Raw genomic sequence first — 19,296 nt, forward strand, 5'->3', positions numbered from 1 at the left:
CTCAGCGCCGCCCGCCGCCCGCCACCCGGCCATGGATCGCCGCCGAGATCGCCATCTCGATATCCTGCCGCTCGGCATCGATGCGTGATTCCAGCCAGTTGGCGACGAAATAGGTGACCAGCGCGATGGCAAGGCCGATGGCCGTGGTGGTCAGCGCCGTCCAGATGCCGCCGGCCAGCTGCGCCGGGTCGATGGCACCGGTCGATTGCGACAGGGCCGAGAAGGCATCGATCATGCCGATCACCGTGCCCAGCAGGCCCAGCATCGGCGCCGCCTGCACCACCGATTCCAGAAGCCGCATCCGCGCCGCCATCGATGACAGCTCGACCAGCGCCGATTGCCGGCCCAACTCCTCGGCATAATCGGGATCGTTCGGTCTTGCCCTGAGGCCAGACATCACCGCCTGCAGCACACGCGGCAGCACGCCATCGCCCTGTCCGGCCTTGCGCATGGCCTCGTCCGGGCGGCCGTTCAGCCAGTCGTCCAGCACCTGGTCGGCAAGCCGGCCCTTGCCGACCCCGATGCGACGGAACTGCAGGATCTTGAAGATCGTCACGGTCAGCGCCAGCACCGACAGAAGCGCGAGGGCGGCGAAGACCGCCACGGTGACCGCGGGAAGGCCGAGAGATAGGGTCGAGAGATTCATCTGGTCAGACACCGAATTCGATGGCCGCGCGCGACCGGGTGGTCAGCGCATCAAGGCAGGTCGGGGCGATGGCGTCCGCCGCCGCCTCCTCGGGCTGGCAGAGCGTCACGTCATTGACGATCACGCGCGAGATGTCGTCGCAGCCCCGGCCCGGCAGGTCGAACAGCACGATCTTGGTCTTGCTCGCCGGCAGCGCGCCGAATTCCAGCGCCAGGATCGAGCGGACGATGCCCCCGGCGTCGAACACACCGACCTGCCAGCCGGTGCGCGCGAAGCCCGAACCGCTGTTGTTGATGGCAACGAAGGTCATGCGGCAGGCGCCGGCCTCGGTATCGGTCACGTTGTTCAGTTCCAGCACGATCCGCCCCGCATCCGAAGCTGCCGCCTCCTGTGCGGGGGCCGGCGGGGCGGTGAACCCGATCAGGGCCAGCGCCGAGGCCAGGACCGTCTTGCTGAGCAGGGCGTCACGCAATTTGAACCTCTCGCTGCGCGTTGATTCGATGATCCATAGCACAGAATCCTGTGCGATGATGACGGGGCTGGTGCAGGGCAATCTCCTTGCGCTTGGTCGTCTGGCCGTCGGTCGCGCCCTGTGGCGGGCTTGGGCATTCTGGTGTAATGGTCGGCTGAACCGGTGCAAAGATCAATATGTTACGATTTTTCATTCCTTTACTGATCGTGATCACGCTCTGGTCCGCACCGGCGCGGGCCGAGTTCAAGGTCTGCAACCAGAGCTTCGACGTGCTGAACCTGTCCTTTGGACAGCCGGTCCAGGGTGGGTTTCGCACCGAGGGCTGGTGGCGCGTTGCGCCGAACCAATGCGCGACGCTGATCCGCGAACCGCTGACGGCGCGCTTTCTCTATCTCTTCGCCACCGATGTCTTCGGCAAGTCGGCGCTTGGCGGCACGGTCCCCATGTGCGTCGCCCCGCGCCGCTTTCGCATCGAGGGCGAGCGGGATTGCCTGCTGCGCGGCCATCTGGAGGCGCGCTTTGTCGAGATCGATACCGGGCGGGCGGATGAGTGGACGGTTTTCGTGGCGCCGCGGCCATGAGGGTGGCGCGTTCACATCCGCGACGCCGGGTGGCGGCGGACTCGCGTGGTGGCGCGGCTTCGGCTAGACTTCCGGGGGAAAGCGAGAGGCGGGGCCGATGCGCGGACTGACAGGTCGGATAATGGTGGGAACCGGGGCGGCACTGCTGCTGGCGGCGCCCGTATGGGCCGAAACCCGGCAGGCGCTGGTCATCGCCGGCCGCGCCGCCGCGCAGGAGATCGGCCAGCCCGGGCGTGACGCCCTTGCCGTCTCGCGTGCGCTTCTGGCGGCGGGCTTCGACGTGCGGCGCTTGGAAAACCCGGCCAGCCTGCCCGAGCCGCCCGCCGATGCGCCCGATGTGATGCTGGTCTATGTCTCGGCTGACCTTGCGCAGACCGACCATGGACAGGCCATCGCGCTGGCCTCGGGCCCGGTGACGCTGGCGGAACTGGCGATGCGCTATCCGGCAGCGCAGCAGATGGTGCTGGCCGAATCCTGCGCCGTTGAACCGCTGGCGGGACCTGCCAAGGATGAGGCCAAACACGGCGATGCCCCTGCCGCCGCGCTGCTTGCCCATTCGCCCGCTGACTGCGCCGGCAGCGCGAGGCTGACCACCGCGCTGCTGGCGGCGCTGGAAAGCCCGGGGGCTGAACTGGCCGACAGCCTGTCCGGGGCCGGATTGGCGGTGGCGACGGGTTCGGGCTGGGCCGGGTTCACCGCGATGGCAGCACAACCGAAGTCGGCAGGCAGCGGCACCCTGATCCTTGACGCGCCCCTGCGCCCGGTCAGCGCACTGACCCCGACCGCACGGCCCGGCGCGCTCAGCGCCGCCGGTCAGGCCGCGACCTCCGGGGTGCAGATCTTCAACGCCGCCGCGCCGGTTCAGCCGCTGACCGGCGATCGCGCCGCGCGCCCCACCGGGGCGGGCCTGCCCGAGCCCTCGATCATCGTCGGCGAACGCCCGCGCGAGGACGGGGTGGCGCCGCCCACGGACAGCCTTGCCGGTTCGGCGCTTGGCACCAGCGCCGAGGAACGCGCCCGCATCCGCGCCGAGGACCCGCAGGCCTTTGCCAGCCTGCTGGAAAGCGGTGCATTCGACCCGCCGTCGGAGCAGATGGCCAGCGCCATCCAGACCGATCTGCAGCGGATGAACTGCTATACCGGGCGGATCGACGGCGACTGGGGCAATGGCTCGCGGCAGGCGGTGGATCGCTATTTCCAGCAGGCCGGCGGCACGGCTGTGACGCGCGAGGCCGATGTGACGCTGTTTCGGCAGATTGCGCTGAGGGATGACCTGCGCTGCCCCGATGTCGTGGTCCAGCCGACCGTGCGGAACACGCCTGCGGCCAGCACGCGCCAGCCGACGACCACCCGCAGCACCCCGGCGCGGGCCACCACCCAGCGCCAGCCGGTGCAGCCGCCGCGCCAGACGACGCCCCCGCCCGCCGCGACCACCACGCAACCCCGGATCAACCCGAATGCCCTCGGCTCGGGCATCTTCCGCTAGGGTGCAGGTTTCGTGCAGGTCGATCCCGCTTTTCAAAGCCACCGCCTGAATGCCCGCCGCCGCCGCAACCGCAGCCGGGCGATCCGGTCGGGGATCGGGCTTGCCGTGTTGCTGCTTGCCGGCGGGATCGGCTGGCTTGTCTGGCCGGACGGCGAGGCACCACCGCTCGAAACCGTGCAGGTCGCCGATGCCGCGAGCGGTGGCGATACGCTGCAGGACGGCGCGCAGATGGTGCAGGTCGAAGAGGCGTTCGACGTGGCGCCCGTGGTCCGGGCCGATACCTTTACCGACCTGCCGGGCGATCCCTTGATCCTGCGGCTGGCCGATGCGGGGCAGGGCGACCGCAGCCTGCCGCTGGCCGGCCCGCCCACGCTGGATGTCGGCCGCGTCGGCCTGCCCGCGCCCGACCGGCTGATGCTGGTGAACGAGACGCTGCATGTGCGCGAACGGCGGCTGATGACCGCGCTGCCCAGTTCGCCCGAGGATTTCGCGTTGTTCCAGTCGCAGCGCACCCGCTCGATCGAGCTGTTGCAGGCCAAGGCCGAGGCGCCGGCGCCGATCGATCCGCTGACCATGAGCGAGGCCGAGAAGACCCCCGCCCCGGTCGCCGCCTCGACTCTGTTCCTCAACCCCGAGGCCGAGCGTCCGCCGCTGTCGCAGGAACTGGTTCTGGACCTGGAACTGGCCACGCCGCTGGCCGATCTTCTGCGCGACAACGGTTTTCAGGCCACCGAGATCGAGACGGTGGTGCAGGGCGCAGCCGGTCTGTTGCCGGTCGAGGAGGCGCTGCCCGAGGGCACGGTGCTGGCGATCCGCTTTGACCCGCGCCCGGACGATCCCAGGCTGATGCAGCTGTCGCTTTACGGGGCCGAGGGCTGGCAGGGATCTGTCGCCCGCGACGGGGCCGAGCGGCTGGTGGCGGCAGCCGATCCGTGGATTGATGCCGATATCCAGGATCTCGCGCGGGACGAGGACGGCCCGTCGGGCGAGGGTCTGCAATATCGCCTGCTCGACGTGATCTATTCCGCCGCCATCCGCGCCAAGGTGCCGACCGAGATCGTGGGCGAGGTGATCGCCATGATGGCGCAGGTGCATGATCTGGCCGGCTTCGCCGATCCGGGCGACCGGCTGACGCTGATCTTTGCCCGCGATCATGGGGCAGGCGGCGGGCTGGCCGGTCAGGTGCTGTTCGCCGGTGTCGACGGACCGTCCGGGGCAAAGCCCTGCTATGTGGTGCCGCGCGAGGATGGGCAGGGCTTCCGCTGCCATGCGCCGGGCGCGCGGGTGGCGCGGGCCGAGGGTGGCGAGGTGGCGATGACCCTGCCGGTCAGCGGCACCATCCGCCGGAAGTTCGGGGCCGAAGATGCGGATGCGGGCGAGACCCTGCCCGGCATCGACTTCGCCGCCGCCAGAGGTGCGCCGGTGATCGCCGCCGCCGCCGGTCAGTTGCGCGAGATCACGGCTGAGGGCGAGAGCCTCAGTGTGACGCTGGATCATGGCGCCGGGCTGGTCACGCGCTATTCCGGCTTGTCGGCCTTGGCCGAGGGGCTGGCCAAGGGCGCGGCGGTTCCGGCGGGCGGCGCGCTTGGCCGGGTCGGGCAGGTCGGCGGCGAGGATGGGCTGTTCTTTCAGGCCTTCCGCGCGGGGCAGGCGATCAACCCGATGCCGCTGTTTACCGGCGGTCAGACGGTGCTGGCCTCGGACGCGGTCGAGGCGCTGATCGGGCGGATCATCCGGGTGGAAAGCGCCGGCAATGCCACGGCCAGAAACCCGCTGTCTTCCGCCACGGGGCTGGGACAGTTCATCGATTCAACCTGGCTGCGGATGATGGCCAGCTATCGCCCGGAACTGGCCGCCAGCATGGCAAGGCGCGACCTGTTGAACCTGCGCTTCAACCCTGATCTCTCACGCGAGATGGTCAAGCATCTGGCGCAGGAGAACGAGGCTTACTTGCGTGCGCGCGGCCATCAAATCACCGCCGGGCGCCTCTATCTGGCGCATTTCCTTGGCCCCGAGGGGGCGCATCGCGCGCTGTCGGCGGCGGATGGGGCCAGCGTCTTGCAGGTGATGGGGGCGGGGGTGGTGAACGCCAACCCCTTCCTCAACGGCTATTCCATCGCCCAGTTGAAAGGCTGGGCCGATCGCAAGATGAATGCCGCCCCGGTTCTGGCCGCCACGCCCGAGCCCGAACGCGAGGCGCCGCCCTCGCCCGCCGTGCTGGCCTTTGTCGCGGCGATGGATGCGATGTTGCAGGAAAACCTGCCCGATCGGGGATAGGTCCGTCGCCCCTGCCGCCTGTGCCGCCATCGATGCTATGACAGGGGGCAGAGCATCGCAGAGGGGGCAGAGCCATGCCGCAGGCACAACCGGACCGGGGCAGGGCCGATCCCTCGCCCGAGGCGCTGCAGGAGTTCCTGACCGGGCTCGCCGCCGAGATCCATGCGCGCGCCGACTGGGGCAAGGTGGCCGATTACATCCCGGAACTGGCGGATGTGGAGCTGGCGCAATTCGGCATCGCGGTGCAGCTGGCCGACGGCAGCCTGTGCCATGCCGGGGCCTCGCAAGTGGGCTTCTCGATCCAGTCGATCAGCAAGGTGTTTTCGCTGTCCTGCGTGCTGGGCCGGATCGGCGAGCAGATCTGGCAGCGGGTGGGGCGCGAACCCTCGGGCTCGCGCTTCGATTCGATCCTGCTCTTGGAACTTGAGAAGGGCATTCCCCGTAATCCCTTCATCAATGCCGGCGCGCTGGTCGTCACCGACGAATTGCTGACCGGGCGGACGCCGCGCGATGCGCTGGCCGAGATCATCCATTTCATCCGCGCCGCCGCCGGCGATGACGCCATCCATATCGACCGCGCCGTTGCCATGTCGGAACAGGCCACCGGCGATCGCAATCGCGCGCTTGGCAATTACCTGAAATCCTATGGCAACCTGAAGAACCCGGTGGATTACACGCTTGGCACCTATTTCCACCAATGCGCCATCGAGATGGATTGCCTGCAACTGGCCCGCGCCGGCCGGGTCATCGCCGGTCTGCCGGGCGCGCCCGCGATCCTTGCCCCGGCCCGGGCGCGGCGGATCACCGCGCTGATGCTGACCTGCGGGCATTACGACGAATCCGGCGATTTCGCCTTCCGCGTCGGCTTGCCGGGCAAGTCGGGCGTCGGCGGCGGCATCCTGATGGTCGCCCCCGGCCGCGCCTCGATCGCCATCTGGTCGCCGGGCCTGAACGCCACCGGCAATTCCCGCGCCGGAGCCTATGCGGCGGAGAAGCTGGCCGAGTTCACCGGCTGGTCGGTCTTTGGCTGAGGCTGGGACGGACGCGGTCCCTGTGCCGAAAGGTCACGCAGACTTGCCGGAACCCTCACCGCGGCGCGAGCGTTCGGGCCGCGAGCCATCCATCATTCGTGATGTGCAAGTCATTGGAGAATCAACCATGATCGGGGCCATGAAAATACGCTCACTCGCCCTCGCGCCCGTCCTCGCCCTCGCCTTCGCGCTGCCCGCGATGGCCGAGAAAATCTCGCTCAACGAGCTGTCGAACTATCTGAACGGCCTCAGCACCATGAACGGCAAGTTCACCCAGGTGAACAATGACGGCAGCATATCGACCGGTCAGATCTATATCCAGCGCCCGGGCCGCGTGCGGTTCGAGTATAACAACGACAAGCAGCTTGTCCTCGCCTCGGGCGGGCAGGTCGCGGTCTTCGACAGCAAGTCGAACAACGGCCCGCAGCAATACCCGCTGTCGGAAACGCCGCTGTCGATCATCCTGGCGCAAAACGTGAACCTTGGCCGCGCCAATATGGTCACCGGCCATAGCGAGCAGAAGAACAGCACCGTCGTCACCGCGCAGGACCCGGCCCATCCGGAATACGGCAATATCCAGATGGTCTTCACCGCCGGCCCGACCGAGCTGCGCCAATGGGTCGTGACCGACAATGCCGGCGAGAAGACCACGGTGATCCTCGGCGAGATGGCCAAGGGCGCACGCTTCCCGGCCTCGACCTTCTCGATTAATGACGAGGTCGCCCGGCGGAAGTGACCGCGCCGGACTGATCGCCGAAACCGGCTCGGCCGGGCTGATCCATCAGCCCGGCTGATGCATTCATCAAAAATTGTCCGCTTGATCTTCGTCAGATGACCGGCCATCGGTTAACGGGTCATTACCCGGTGAAGATCCATGTCAGCCTCGCACGCCCGCCTGTTCACGCCCGTCCTCATCGGCGGCTGTATCATCCTGCTGATCAACTTCGCGCTGCGCGCCAGTTTCGGCATGTTCCAGATCCCGATCGGCGAGGAGTTCGGCTGGCCGCGAGCCGAGTTCTCGCTGGCCATTGCCATCCAGAACCTCGCCTGGGGCATCGGCCAGCCGATCTTCGGGGCGCTGGCGGAACGCTGGGGGGATCGCTGGTCGATCATCCTTGGTGCGCTGCTCTATTCCGCCGGGCTGATCCTCACGGCCTTCGCCACCACGCCCGAGACCATGCAGATGCTCGAGGTGATGGTCGGCTTCGGCATCGCCGGCACCGGCTTCGGCGTCATCCTGGCCGTCATCGGCCGCGCCGCCAGCGACGAGAACCGCAGCCTTGCCCTTGGCATCGCCACTGCCGCCGGCTCGGCCGGGCAGGTCTTTGGCGCGCCCTTGGCCGAGATCCTGCTGGCCTTCTACAGCTGGCAGATGGTCTTCATCATCTTCGGCGTCATCGTGCTCAGCTGCATGTTGTTCCTGCCGCTTCTGGGTGACAGCAAGCCGGCCAGCCGCTCCGAGCTCGAGGAGAGCATGGGCACAGTGCTGAAGCGCGCCTTCCGCGACCCGTCCTATCTGATGATCTTCGCCGGCTTCTTCTCCTGCGGCTATCAGCTTGGCTTCATCACCGCGCATTTCCCCGCCATGATCGCCGAGATGTGCGGGCCTATCAGCCCGACCGGCATCCTCGCCTCGATCGGCATCACCACCACCTCGGCCCTTGGCGCCATCGCCATCTCGCTGATCGGTCTGGCCAATATCGCCGGCTCGATCCTGTCGGGCTGGCTCGGCAAGCGCTATACCAAGAAATACCTGCTGGCGGGGATCTATACGCTCCGCACCATCGCGGCGGCCGCGTTCATCCTGACGCCGATCACCCCCACGACGGTCATCGTCTTCTCGCTGGTCATGGGTGGGCTGTGGCTGGCCACGGTGCCGCTGACCTCGGGTCTGGTCGCCTATATCTACGGGCTGCGCTACATGGGCACGCTATACGGCTTCGTCTTCCTCAGCCACCAGATCGGCTCGTTCCTCGGCGTCTGGCTGGGCGGCTGGCTGTATGATGTCTATGGCAACTACACGCTGGTCTGGTGGATCGGTGTCGGCGTCGGCGCAATCAGCGCGCTGATCCACCTGCCGATCCGCGAGGAACCGGCGCGTCTGCCGGCGGCCCCCGCCGCCGCCTGAGACCCCTGCCGTCCCGCATTGCGGGGCGCAGGTCTTCTCACTAGGCTTCGGCTCTGCCGCCCGTTTTGCGGCAGGGTTCAGACCAGGGAGAGAAGAATGAGAAACACCCGCCTTACCGCGCTGGCGGCCGTGACTGCCGCGCTCATGGCGCAGCCGCTTGCCGCGCAGGATGCCCCGGCCGAGGCTGCCGCCGACAGCTGCGACGTGGCCCAGTTCACCATGGGCCTGCGCTTCCAGCAGCAATCGGCCGAGATCCGGGCACTGCAGTTGCAGGCCTATAACATCGCCACCGAGCGTTTGGATGCCGCAGTCGAGGGCGCGGCCGACCCGGCCAAGCTGGCCGTCGTCACCGATCTGGACGAGACGGTGATCGACAACAGCGCGCTGCTGGCCCGCGATCTGGCCAATTGCCACACCTATGATGCCTGGGACACCTGGCTGCCTTGGGAGCGTGACGGCCAGCCGACGCTGATCCCCGGCGCGCTGGAGTTCCTGAACCACGCCAACGAAAAGGGCGTGACCATCCGCTATATCTCGGACCGCTCGGACCAGCAGAAGGTCGACACGCTGGCCACGCTGACTGCGCTTGGCCTGCCGCAGGTCAGCGAGGAGTCGGTGCTGCTCTTGGGTCCGCCCAAGGTCGAGCGTCGTGATCTGGTCGCCAAGGATCACCAGATCATCCTTCTGCTGGGCGATACGTTGCATGATTTCGACGGCCGCTTCCGCAAGACGCCGCTGGATCAGCAGAAGGGAACCGTCACCGAGGAAACGGCGAAATGGGGCAAGGAATGGATCGTCTTCCCCAATGCCAGCTACGGCACCTGGTCCGAGGCGCCGCTGACCGCTTGGGCGGCGGAAGAAGTGATCGAGCCTTGGGAATAGACCCCGCGATTTGACCTCGGCGCGCGGCGGGCCTAAGCCGGTCGCGCGCCCACCCCGAAGGATAATCCCCATGCCCGACGACAATCGCCCCCATCCCAGTGAACATGTGACGGCGGTGCGATATCAACAGCTCTCTGCCGAGGTGCGGGCGCTGCAGCGGCAGTGCTATGTCCTGGCGACCCTGCGTCTCAACGAGGCGGTGGCGGCGAATGGCGGCACCGGTGCGGGTCTGGCCGTCGTGACCGATATCGACGAGACGGTCTTCGACAATTCCGCCGTCATGGCCCATGCGGCGACGGCAGCCGAGGGCTTCGACAATATCGAGACCTGGAAGCTGTGGGAGCTGCACGGCACCCCCGGCCTGATCCCCGGTGCCGCCGAGTTTCTGACGCTGGCCGACCGTCTTGGCGTGGCGATCTTCTATGTCTCGGACCGTTTCGGCGAGAACAAGGCGGCGACGATGGCGACGCTGGCGCAGCTGCAACTGCCGCAGACCACGCCCGACCGGGTGCACCTGTTTGGCGCGCCCAAGACCGAGCGGCGCGCGCTGATCGCGCGCGACCACAAGATCGTGCTGCTGCTTGGCGATACGCTGCACGATTTCCACGGCGATTTCGCCAATGCCACGCTGGACGAGCAATATGCCCGGACCGAGGCCCATGCCGAGCGCTGGGGTCAGGACTGGATCGTCTTCCCCAATGCCGCGCATGGGACGTGGATGGAGGCCGATCTGCGCCCCTGGGACGCGCCGAAGCCGGAGTGACGCCTCAGCGCGCCTGCCAGCCTTCCTCCATCACCATCGCGTCCAGATCCGCGACACTGGCCCAGCCACGGGCGGCCAGTTCCGGGCGGTCGAACAGGTCATCGACATGGCCGAGGCACAGATAGGCAATGATGGCGATATGGTCGGGCAGGCCCAGGATGGGCCGCAGATCAGCCTCGTTGAAGATGCTGACCCAACCGACGCCGATCCCCTCGGCCCGCGCCGCCAGCCACAGGTTCTGCACCGCGCAGACGGTGGAATAGCGGTCCATGTCGGGGTTATGCGTGCGCCCCAGCACCACCTTGCCACCCCTGCTGCGGTCGCAGGTGACGCAGATGTTCAGCGGCGCCTTTTCGATCCCCTCGAGTTTCAGCGCCGCATACTGCGACTGCCGGTCCTCGGGAAACAGGGCGCGGGCCTCGTCATTGGCCTTGAGGAAGGCGCGCTTCACCGCGGCCCGGCGCGCGGCATCGCGGATCAGGATGAAGTTCCAGGGCTGTGACAGGCCGACCGAGGGCGCGGCATGGGCGGCGCGCAGGATGCGGGTCAGCACCTCGGGGTCGATCGGGTCGGGCAGGAACTCGTTCCGCACATCGCGGCGATGGGCGATGATGTCGTAAAGCGCCTGCCGCTCGCTCGCGGAAAACACCCTCGCTCGGCAGGGTGCAGGGCTGGTTTGATCGGACATGGCGGGTTCAGGCCTCGGGCTTCACCGGGCGCGCCTTGCCGTTCGCATCCAGCGCCACGAAGGTAAAGGTGGCCTCGGTCACCTTCTGGCCCGTCTCGCTGTCGCGCTCGCGGCGCCAGGCCTCGACATGGATATCCATCGAGCTGCGGCCGATCCGTTCGATCTCGGCATAAAGCGAGACCTCGTCGCCGACCTTGACCGGGCGGTGGAACTTCATCCCCTCGACGGCGATGGTGGCGCTGCGTCCGCGCGCCGTCAGCGAGGCGATGGAACCCGCCGCAAGGTCCATCTGGCTCATCAGCCAGCCGCCGAAGATGTCACCCGCCGGGTTGGTATCCGCCGGCATGGCGATGGTGCGGATGGTCGGGCTGCAATCGGGCATCGTCTCGTCGCTCATGCGCGGGCTCCCTGGCTGGCGGCATCGAGGATATAGCGGGCGGTCATCAGGTCCAGATGCGCGCCGCCGCCATTCTTGGCGATGGTGATCTCGGCGTCGCTGGTCCGGGCATAGCGGCCCGAGGGCAGGTCGTAGAAATCGGCAACGATGTCGGCCTCGGTGATGACGCCCTGATCCAGCGGGATCTGGATCTCGCCGATATGGCCGATGGTGGTCTTGCGGCTGTCGACGAACAGCCGGGCGCGTTTCAGCGCGGCATCATCGACCTCGCGCATGTCGGGGCGATAGGCGCCGATCAGGTCCAGATGGGTGCCGGGCGTCAGCCACTCGCCCCGGATCAGCGGCTCGCGCGCCATGGTCGTCGTGGCGATGATCTCGGCCCCGGCCACCGCCTCGGCCAGATCTCCCGACACCCCCGCCCCGGTCTCGGCGGCCAGCGCCTCGGCCGCGCCCTTGCTGCGGTTCCAGATCGTAAACGTGGCATCAGGGATCATCGCGCGATAGGCGTCGATCATCGAATGGGCGACCTTGCCAGCACCCACGATCAGCACCCGATTTGCGTCCTTGCGCGCCAGCATCCTCGCCGAAAGCAGGCTGTCGCCCGCCGTCTTCCACTTGGTCACCAGATGGAAATCGACCAGCGCCGCCAGTTGCCCGGTCACGTCATCGATCAGGTTCACCACGCCGTTGATCATCGGTCGGTCTTGGGCGGGATTGCCGGGATAGACGGTCGCCGCCTTCACCGCGAGCCCCAGCCCGTCGATCCAGGCCGAGCGCGTCAGCAGCGTATCCTCGCCGCGATAAAGGAAACTGTCGGCAATCTCGGCCGGGGGCAGGGCATGGCCGGCGGCCAGCGCCTCGGTCAATGCGATCCAGTCCAGCCGGGCTTCGGCCTCGGGGCCGATGATCTGCGGGGTCATGGCGGTCCCTTTCACCGTGTCGGGCGACCCTAGCCGGGCGCCGGGCGGGCGACAAGCCGGTCGGGTGTTACAGTGGCTGCCCGGTCAGAAGGCGCGGCATCGGGTCGATGGACAGACCTGCCGCCTGCCGCATGAAACCACGGCGCAGTTGCGGCACTGCACTGACCAGCCCCATGCCCAGGCCCCGCGCCGTGCGGATCAGCGGGTTGTCGCTGCCGAAAAGCCCGTTCACCGCATCCATCCCCAACGCCAGACTGGTCGCGTCAAAGCGCCGCCAGCCCTGATATCGGCTTAGCACCGGCTCGGACCCGATATCCTCGCCCCGCCGCGCCGCCTCGACCAGCACCTCGGCCAGTGCCGCCACGTCGCGCAGGCCAAGGTTCAGCCCCTGACCCGCCAGCGGATGCACCCCATGCGCGGCATCGCCCATGATGGCGACGCGCGGCGCGATATAGGTCTCGGCCAGCGACAGCGACAGCGGATAGGAAAAGCGCGGGCCCGCCAAGGCGATCGGCCCGAGGAAATCGCCAAAGCGCGGGCGCAGCACGTCAAGGAAACCGTCATCGGGCAGGGCGCTGATGGCACTGGCATTCTCCCGGGTTTCCGACCAGACCACGCTGCTGCGATTGCCGGGCAAGGGCAGGATCGCCAGCGGGCCGGTCGGCATGAAATATTGATGCGCGATGCCGTGATGCGGCAACTCGTGGTCGATGGCCGCGACCAGCGCGGTCTGGCCGTAATCCCAGCCCTGCCGCTTGATTCCGGCGCGGCTCGCCACGCCCGACCGCCGCCCGTCCGCCCCGACCAGCAGCCGCGCCGTCAGCTGCCGACCGTTCGAAAGTTCGACCGTGACCGAGGCCGGCCCGGCCTCCTGCCCGGTGACGGACACCCCGTCCATGAGCGTAACCTTGCCCGCCATCCCCTTCAGCAGCGCGCGATAGAGGAAGCGGTCCTCGAGCATATGGCCGACCGCGCCCTCCTCGATCTCGGCGCTGTCGAAATGCAGGAAGAACAGGCCCGCCCCATCGCCCGGCTGCCCCTGTGAGGCCTTGACCTCGAGGATCGGCTGGCTGTTCCCCGCCAACTCGCCCCAGAGGCCGAGCGCCTTCAACAGCCGCTGCGAGGCCAGCGCCAGCGCATAGGCGCGGCCGTCGAAATCATCGGCTTCGCGGGCATCGGCAGGCCGGGCATCGACCACGGCGACCGAGAGACCCGCGCCGGCCAGTGCCAGCGCAAGGGTCGGGCCGTTCAGCCCGCCACCGGCAATGAGAACGTCGAAATCAGCTTTCATGGGAAAGGGTCAAGCATGGTCGGGCCGGGTTGTAAATGCGGTGCATGGTCAGCCGCGCCCCTCGGCCCTGAGGATCGCGGCCAGCGCGCTTGGATAATCGGGGTAAAGCAGCTCGATGCCCAGCTCGCGCTTGATCCGGGCGTTTGAGACGCGCTTTGACTCGGCATAGAAGCTGCGGGCCATGGGGGTCATTTCGGCGGTGGCGAAATCCTCGGCCGGGGGAACGGGCCGTCCGATCAGCGTGGCGGCATGGGCGATGATCTCTTGCGGCGGGGCGGGGTCGTCGTCGCAGACATTGTAGATCGCGCCCGGCCCCTCAGCCCTGATCGAGGCCATCAGCACGCGGGCGATATCCTCGGCATGGATGCGCGAAAAGACCTGTCCCGGCTTGATGATCCGCCGCGCCGTGCCGTTGCGCAGCTTCGCAAACGGCCCCCGGCCCGGGCCGTAGATGCCGGCGAGGCGGAAAATGTGTAGTGGCCAGCCGGCCTCGCCCGCAAGGCGCTGCCAGGCCGCCTCGGCCTCGACGCGTGCCTGACCGCGTGTGGTCGAAGGCTCCAGTGGCGAGTCCTCTGTCACCCAGTCGCCGCCGCGATCGCCATAGACCCCGGTGGTCGAAAGGTAGCCGAACCAGCGCGGGCTTGCGCGGCGCAGGTCATCGGCGAAGGCAGCCAGCACCGGATCGCCCTCCGCTCCGGGGGCGGCGCTGACCAGGATGGCATCGGCGCTGGCGATGCGGTCACGGATCGCGGCTTCATCGCCCGGCCAGAGCATCGGCTCGGCCCCGGCGGCGGCAACCTCGGCCCGGCGGCTGCGGGTGGTGCCCGCAACCTGCCAGCCCGCCTCGCGCAGCAGCGGTGTCAGGAAGCCGGCGGAATAGCCATGGCCGAGGATCAGCATCTGCGGTTCTGTTGGTTCGGCCACTGTCACGCCCCTGTTGCCTTGGCCTGTCAAACTAGCCGCAGGCGCGGTGGATTGCGAGGGTCGGAGGCGGCCGTGGCAGCGGCGGCCCGGCGCTTTCGGCTTCTTGTCAGCATCGCCTCCGGCTGGCACATTCGCCGGAACCATCAGGGAAGACGCAGATGAACCACGACAGCCGCTTTCTGCCGGTCGAGACGCCACCGGCGGCACCGCGCGAACAATTCACCGATGCCAAGGCCGCCGTCGCCCGTCTGGAAGAACTGTATCACGAGCCGACGCAGTTCCTGCTGGATCACTTCGTCGAGACCCTGAAGGGCGGAAAGCCCAAGGCCCGCTATCGCGCCTTCTATCCCGAGGTGCGGCTGACCACGACCAGCCATACCCCCACCGATTCCCGCCTGTCCTTCGGCCATGTAACGACGCCCGGCAGCTATGTGGCGACGATCACAAGGCCCGATCTCTTCCGCAATTACCTGACCGAGCAGATCGGCCTTCTGATCCGCAACCACGGCGTGCCGGTGACGATCGGGCCAAGCGAGACGCCGATCCCGGTGCATTTCGCCGTCTCGAGCCAGTCGGACCTGAACGTTCCGCAAGAAGGCGTGCTGGATTTCAGCCTGCGCGATGTGTTCGACGTGCCGGACCTCGAGACGATGAACGACGACATCGTCAACGGCAAGGCCGTGCCCCATGCCGACGGGGCGCTGCACCTCGCGCCCTTCACCGCGCAGCGGGTGGATTACTCGCTGGCGCGGCTGGCGCATTACACCGCGACCGCGCCCGAGCATTTCCAGAACTTCGTTCTCTTCACCAACTACCAGTTCTATGTCGACGAGTTCGAGGCCTATGCCCGCCGGGCGCTGGCCGATCCGTCGATGGGCTATACCTCGTTCGTGGCGCCGGGAAATCACGTCATCACCGACCCGAACCAGCCCCTGCCGCATGACCAGAAGATGCCGCAGATGCCGGCCTATCACCTGACGCGCGAGGGCGGGCAGGGGATCACGCTGGTCAATATCGGCGTCGGCCCGTCGAACGCCAAGACGGCGACCGACCATATCGCCGTGCTGCGTCCCCATGCCTGGCTGATGGTCGGCCATTGCGCCGGGCTGCGGAACAGCCAGCGGCTTGGCGATTTCGTGCTGGCTCATGCCTATCTGCGCGAGGATCACGTTCTGGACGACGACCTGCCGGTCTGGGTGCCGATCCCGGCCTTGGCCGAGGTGCAGGTGGCGCTGCAGGAGGCGGTGGCCGAGATCACCCAGCTCGACGGGTTCGAACTGAAGCGGATCATGCGCACCGGCACCGTCGCCACCATCGACAACCGCAACTGGGAACTGCGCGACCAGTCCGGCCCGGTGCACCGGCTGTCGCTGTCCCGCGCCGTCGGGCTGGACATGGAAAGCGCCACCATCGCCGCCAACGGCTTCCGCTTCCGGGTGCCTTACGGCACGCTTCTCTGCGTCAGCGACAAACCGCTGCATGGCGAGTTGAAGCTGCCCGGGATGGCCACGGATTTCTATCGCGCGCAGGTCGCAAACCATTTGCTGATCGGAGTCAGAGCGATGGAGAAGCTGCGCGAGATGCCGCTGGAACGGATTCACAGCCGGAAGTTGCGGTCCTTCAGCGAGACGGCCTTCCTTTGACCCTACGGAAGCTTTGCAGACTGGGCAAGAACGCGCATTTTCAGCGAAAAATACTTGATCTAAGAGTCAAAACCGTGTGTAGCAGGCTTTGTGTCGCCGGAACGGCGCAATCCATAACGCCTTCAACAGGGCACTGAGGAGACAGTTTAATGGCTAACGTGAACGCGAAACCGATGACCAAGACCCAGCTGGTCGCGACCCTGGCCGACGAGATGGGCTCGGACAAGAAATCCGCCGCCGCCGCCCTGGACGCGCTGACCGCCGTGGTCACTCGCGAGGTGGCGAATGGTGGTTCGGTGACGCTGCCGGGCATTGGCAAGATCGCTTGCCGCGCGCGTCCCGAGCGTCAGGTCCGCAACCCGCAGACCCAGGAAATGATGACCAAACCGGCCGACAAGCAGGTCAAGGTGACTGTTGCGAAAGCGCTGAAGGACAGCGTCAACGCCTGATCCTGTCACAGGCAAGATTCCGGGGCCGCGCCAGTTGGGCGCGGCCTTTTGCATTTCGGGGGGCGGGCATCGTTGACCGGCCCGGTGCGCTGGATCGCGCCGGCTTTTCAATTGTCGCGCAAGCTGCTAGCCGGCGGTTGCAGATGCTGCAAATGGAGGCAGGGACATGGATATCCGCGCGATCCTGATGGGGCTGAGTTTCGGCCTCTTGTGGTCCTCGGCCTTTGCCTCGACCCGGGTGATCGTGCTTGATGCCCCGCCGCTGACCGCGCTGGTCATCCGCTTTCTGATCTCGGCGGTTCTGGGCGTGATCCTCGCCCGTGCCATGGGCCAGAACTGGAAGCTCAGCCGGGCCGAATGGCGCATGGTCATCATCTTCGGCCTTTGCCAGAACGCGCTGTATCTCGGGCTGAACTGGGTGGCGATGCAATGGGTCGAGGCCTCGGCCGCCTCGATCATCGCCTCGATGCTGCCGCTTCTGGTCGCGGCGGCGGGCTGGGTCTTCTATGGCGAGAAGCTGCGTCCGATCGCGATCATCGGCTTGCTAGTCGGCTTTGCCGGGGTGGCGCTGATCATGGGATCGCGGATCAGCGACGGGCTGGATCCGATTGGCGTCATCATGTGCCTTCTCGCCGTGGTCGCGCTGACTGTTGCGACGCTGGTGCTGCGCGGCGCCGGCGGCGGGCGGAACGTGCTGATGATGGTGGCGCTGCAGATGCTGGTGGGGTCTGTGGTGCTGCTGCCGCTGGCCGTCGCCTTCGAAAGCTGGAGCGACATCCAGTGGTCCTGGACGCTGATCTGGGCCTTTCTCTATACCGTGCTGGGTCCGGGCCTGCTGGCCACCTTCATCTGGTTCCGGCTGGTCGGCCGCATCGGCGCCACCCGCGCGGCGACCTTCCATTTCCTCACGCCCTTCCTTGGCGTCAGCATTGCCGCCGCTTTCCTGGGCGAGCGTTTCGGCCCGACCGACCTGATCGGCGCGCTGGTCGTCGCGGCCGGCATCCTGATGGTGCAGTTGTCCAAGGTGCAGGGTCGCGCCAGCGGCTAGGTCAGCGGTGCCTCACCTGACCCCCGTCACCTGCCTGGCCATGATCAGGCCGAGGGTGAAGCCGAAATGCAGGGGCGCGCGCCAAATCTCAGCCGCATCCGCGCTGTGACCCCGCTCCTCCGGCCTGATCCGGTGGAGGACGGCCTCGCGCGGGCTGCGGGTCAGGAGGTCGGTGGGCTCGTGATGTGAATGTCCGTCAAGCATGGTGCGAACTCCTGTCGCGGAAGAGGGGGCGAGCTGTCAACGCGGCGGGGCGGGCCGAGCGGAGCAGCAGGTCATCGCGCAACCGCTTGGCCTCGGGCCAGGGGCCGAAGCCCGCCGCGCTGTTGATATGGCCGGCGCGGCCCAGGTCGATCAGCCGGCTGCCCCAGGCGTCGGCCAGTCCGGCGGCGCGGGAAAAGCCCATCCAGGGATCGTCATGGCTGGCGACAACGGTCGTGGGAATGTCGAGCGCCTGTTCCGGGATGCGTCCGAACTGCCCGATCCGGTCACTGCCGAAGGTCTCGGCCGGCGCGACCAGCACGGCGGCGCGGACCCGCAACTGCGGCCAGCGCGACAGAAGCCGGGCGATCAGGATCGACCCCAACGAATGGCCGACAAGGATGCTGTCGGGATGGCGCAGGATGGCGCCGGCCAGCTCGATCTCCCAGTGATCGGGGTTCGGCTGCGCCGTTTCGGGCAGGTCGACCGTCAGTGCCTGCGGATCGGTCATGGCCCACCAATGTTGCCAATGCGGGGCCGGAGACCCCTCAAGCCCGGGGACGATCAGCGTCTTGGTCATGTCTCGCTCCGATCGATTGAACCTGTGTGTCAGATAAATCTACTAAGAATATCGTGATTTAGGGAGTCTAAAGATGGCCGCAAAAAGGGAAGCTTCTTCTCTCTCTGGAACTATCACCCTTGTTTTACGGGGTGATGACGTTTCGGGCCGAAACCGGCCCTGGGCAGCACAGGCTGGGCCCCGAAGTGCAAATTCAGCTGGCGCGGGACCGGTGGTTCACCGGCAATCCTCGCGGCCGCCCGTTCCCTGCCCGACGACCAGAAAGCAGGAGTTCTCTCTTTCCTCTGGCAGGGACGGTCGAAATCGTCTGATTCCAAGTCGTGATTTGGAATTCCCGGATCTGTCGCTCTGCGCCGACCTACTCGACAAATTAAGTCGTGATTTTGAGATGCCAATAACACTTCGCATCGCCGGCATTGCCGGAAACCTTGGCCGGCCATTCCGGACCCGCACGCTTGTCGATCGGGGGACCGCCCGCGCCGCCGCCCGTTTCAGCGCCATCGCTACCGACCATGACCTGAGCGACCTCCAGCCGGCTCGGGGTGCGGCGCCGCCGCTGGAGGATCTGGACGGATTGCCCCGCACCATCATCAAGCAGATCCTGTCGGCGCATGCGCTGGTCGTAGGCAGCCCGGTCTATAAGGGCTGCTATACCGGGCTTTTCAAGCATCTCTTCGATCTCATCGATCCCGCCGCGTTGGCCGGCAAGCCGGTGCTGCTGATCGCGACCGGCGGCGGTGTAAAGCACGCGCTGGTGATCGAGCATCAGCTGCGCCCATTTCTCGGCTTCTTCGAGACGGTCAGCCTGCCGACCCGCATCTATGCCTCGGGCGCGGATTTCAGCGAGATCCGCCTCCGGGCGCCCCGCTTCTGACCCGCATTGACCGCG

The 19,296-nt window shown here is 67.2% G+C and carries 22 protein-coding genes; 12 read left to right on the forward strand and 10 right to left on the reverse strand.

Translation table 11 applies throughout. The features are described from left to right. Position 1 precedes the first annotated feature (1 nt). From Q1A36_RS05265 to Q1A36_RS05275, 3 genes are read right to left on the reverse strand one after another with little or no spacing between them, the layout of a single operon-like run. On the reverse strand, positions 2–658 hold the full coding sequence (locus Q1A36_RS05265) for a MotA/TolQ/ExbB proton channel family protein (RefSeq protein WP_299840734.1): 657 nt from the start codon (positions 656–658) through the stop codon (positions 2–4). Continuing rightward, the gene (locus Q1A36_RS05270; protein WP_299840736.1) at positions 651–1,118 is read right to left on the reverse strand and encodes a hypothetical protein; all 468 of its coding nucleotides are present in this window, start codon (positions 1,116–1,118) and stop codon (positions 651–653) included. The genes Q1A36_RS05265 and Q1A36_RS05270 overlap by 8 nt, the downstream gene beginning before the upstream one ends. Continuing rightward, positions 1,111–1,332, reverse strand: a complete 222-nt coding sequence (locus Q1A36_RS05275; RefSeq protein WP_299840738.1) for a hypothetical protein — start codon at positions 1,330–1,332, stop codon at positions 1,111–1,113. Before Q1A36_RS05275 ends, Q1A36_RS05270 begins: the two co-directional genes overlap by 8 nt. On the opposite strand from Q1A36_RS05275, the gene Q1A36_RS05280 reads away from it, so the two are divergent. From Q1A36_RS05280 to Q1A36_RS05315, 8 genes are all read left to right on the forward strand, one after another. Further along, positions 1,325–1,699, forward strand: a complete 375-nt coding sequence (locus Q1A36_RS05280; RefSeq protein WP_299840740.1) for a DUF1036 domain-containing protein — start codon at positions 1,325–1,327, stop codon at positions 1,697–1,699. The genes Q1A36_RS05275 and Q1A36_RS05280 overlap by 8 nt on opposite strands. 97 nt (positions 1,700–1,796) lie before the next feature. Then, positions 1,797–3,185 carry a peptidoglycan-binding domain-containing protein gene (locus tag Q1A36_RS05285; RefSeq protein WP_299840742.1) on the forward strand — a complete coding sequence of 463 codons (1,389 nt, stop codon included), beginning with the start codon at positions 1,797–1,799 and terminating at the stop codon, positions 3,183–3,185. Positions 3,186–3,197: 12 nt separating this feature from the next. Continuing rightward, a complete protein-coding gene (locus tag Q1A36_RS05290) occupies positions 3,198–5,462 on the forward strand; it encodes a M23 family metallopeptidase (protein WP_299840744.1) in 2,265 nt (754 codons plus the stop codon). Between the two features lie 74 nt (positions 5,463–5,536). Beyond that, on the forward strand, positions 5,537–6,493 hold the full coding sequence (locus Q1A36_RS05295) for a glutaminase (RefSeq protein WP_299840745.1): 957 nt from the start codon (positions 5,537–5,539) through the stop codon (positions 6,491–6,493). A 139-nt stretch (positions 6,494–6,632) separates the two neighbouring features. Then, positions 6,633–7,229: an outer membrane lipoprotein carrier protein LolA gene (locus Q1A36_RS05300; RefSeq protein WP_299840746.1), complete on the forward strand. Its 597-nt coding sequence runs from the start codon at positions 6,633–6,635 to the stop codon at positions 7,227–7,229. Positions 7,230–7,367: 138 nt separating this feature from the next. Continuing rightward, positions 7,368–8,621: an MFS transporter gene (locus tag Q1A36_RS05305; RefSeq protein ID WP_299840748.1), complete on the forward strand. Its 1,254-nt coding sequence runs from the start codon at positions 7,368–7,370 to the stop codon at positions 8,619–8,621. Between the two features lie 96 nt (positions 8,622–8,717). After that, positions 8,718–9,503, forward strand: coding sequence for a 5'-nucleotidase, lipoprotein e(P4) family (locus Q1A36_RS05310; protein ID WP_299840750.1), 786 nt, complete (start codon positions 8,718–8,720; stop codon positions 9,501–9,503). 70 nt (positions 9,504–9,573) lie between these two features. Next, the gene (locus tag Q1A36_RS05315) at positions 9,574–10,266 is read left to right on the forward strand and encodes an HAD family acid phosphatase (RefSeq protein ID WP_299840752.1); all 693 of its coding nucleotides are present in this window, start codon (positions 9,574–9,576) and stop codon (positions 10,264–10,266) included. 4 nt (positions 10,267–10,270) lie between these two features. Here the strand turns inward: Q1A36_RS05315 and bluB are convergent, their stop codons facing one another. From bluB to Q1A36_RS05340, 5 genes are all read right to left on the reverse strand, one after another. Next, positions 10,271–10,954: a 5,6-dimethylbenzimidazole synthase gene (gene bluB, locus Q1A36_RS05320; RefSeq protein ID WP_299840754.1), complete on the reverse strand. Its 684-nt coding sequence runs from the start codon at positions 10,952–10,954 to the stop codon at positions 10,271–10,273. 7 nt (positions 10,955–10,961) lie between these two features. Then, positions 10,962–11,351, reverse strand: coding sequence for an acyl-CoA thioesterase (locus Q1A36_RS05325; protein ID WP_299840756.1), 390 nt, complete (start codon positions 11,349–11,351; stop codon positions 10,962–10,964). Then, the gene (locus tag Q1A36_RS05330; protein WP_299840758.1) at positions 11,348–12,271 is read right to left on the reverse strand and encodes an ornithine cyclodeaminase; all 924 of its coding nucleotides are present in this window, start codon (positions 12,269–12,271) and stop codon (positions 11,348–11,350) included. Before Q1A36_RS05330 ends, Q1A36_RS05325 begins: the two co-directional genes overlap by 4 nt. Before the next feature lie 67 nt (positions 12,272–12,338). Further along, on the reverse strand, positions 12,339–13,562 hold the full coding sequence (locus tag Q1A36_RS05335) for a UbiH/UbiF/VisC/COQ6 family ubiquinone biosynthesis hydroxylase (RefSeq protein ID WP_299840760.1): 1,224 nt from the start codon (positions 13,560–13,562) through the stop codon (positions 12,339–12,341). A gap of 48 nt (positions 13,563–13,610) precedes the next feature. Then, positions 13,611–14,462, reverse strand: coding sequence for an SDR family oxidoreductase (locus Q1A36_RS05340; protein ID WP_299841117.1), 852 nt, complete (start codon positions 14,460–14,462; stop codon positions 13,611–13,613). A 182-nt stretch (positions 14,463–14,644) separates the two neighbouring features. Here Q1A36_RS05340 and Q1A36_RS05345 point away from each other — a divergent pair, with 182 nt between their 5' ends. The 3 genes from Q1A36_RS05345 to Q1A36_RS05355 all read left to right on the forward strand — a co-directional run bounded on the left by Q1A36_RS05345 (position 14,645) and on the right by Q1A36_RS05355 (position 17,626). Further along, on the forward strand, positions 14,645–16,129 hold the full coding sequence (locus Q1A36_RS05345; protein WP_299840762.1) for an AMP nucleosidase: 1,485 nt from the start codon (positions 14,645–14,647) through the stop codon (positions 16,127–16,129). Positions 16,130–16,278: 149 nt separating this feature from the next. Beyond that, positions 16,279–16,578: an HU family DNA-binding protein gene (locus Q1A36_RS05350; protein ID WP_101752920.1), complete on the forward strand. Its 300-nt coding sequence runs from the start codon at positions 16,279–16,281 to the stop codon at positions 16,576–16,578. 166 nt (positions 16,579–16,744) lie between these two features. Then, positions 16,745–17,626, forward strand: a complete 882-nt coding sequence (locus Q1A36_RS05355; RefSeq protein WP_299840767.1) for a DMT family transporter — start codon at positions 16,745–16,747, stop codon at positions 17,624–17,626. Positions 17,627–17,638: 12 nt separating this feature from the next. Here Q1A36_RS05355 and Q1A36_RS05360 read toward each other — a convergent pair whose 3' ends face one another. Next, positions 17,639–17,830, reverse strand: a complete 192-nt coding sequence (locus tag Q1A36_RS05360; RefSeq protein WP_299840769.1) for a hypothetical protein — start codon at positions 17,828–17,830, stop codon at positions 17,639–17,641. After that, positions 17,823–18,407 (reverse strand): alpha/beta fold hydrolase, encoded by a 585-nt coding sequence (locus tag Q1A36_RS05365; protein WP_299840771.1) that lies wholly within the window; start codon positions 18,405–18,407, stop codon positions 17,823–17,825. Before Q1A36_RS05365 ends, Q1A36_RS05360 begins: the two co-directional genes overlap by 8 nt. A gap of 388 nt (positions 18,408–18,795) precedes the next feature. Here Q1A36_RS05365 and Q1A36_RS05370 point away from each other — a divergent pair, with 388 nt between their 5' ends. Continuing rightward, complete coding sequence (locus tag Q1A36_RS05370; RefSeq protein ID WP_299840773.1) at positions 18,796–19,281, forward strand: NAD(P)H-dependent oxidoreductase; 486 nt, start codon at positions 18,796–18,798, stop codon at positions 19,279–19,281. The last annotated feature ends 15 nt before the right edge of the window (positions 19,282–19,296 follow it).

The sequence above is a fragment of the uncultured Paracoccus sp. genome (assembly GCF_947487305.1).
Lineage (GTDB): Bacteria > Pseudomonadota > Alphaproteobacteria > Rhodobacterales > Rhodobacteraceae > Paracoccus.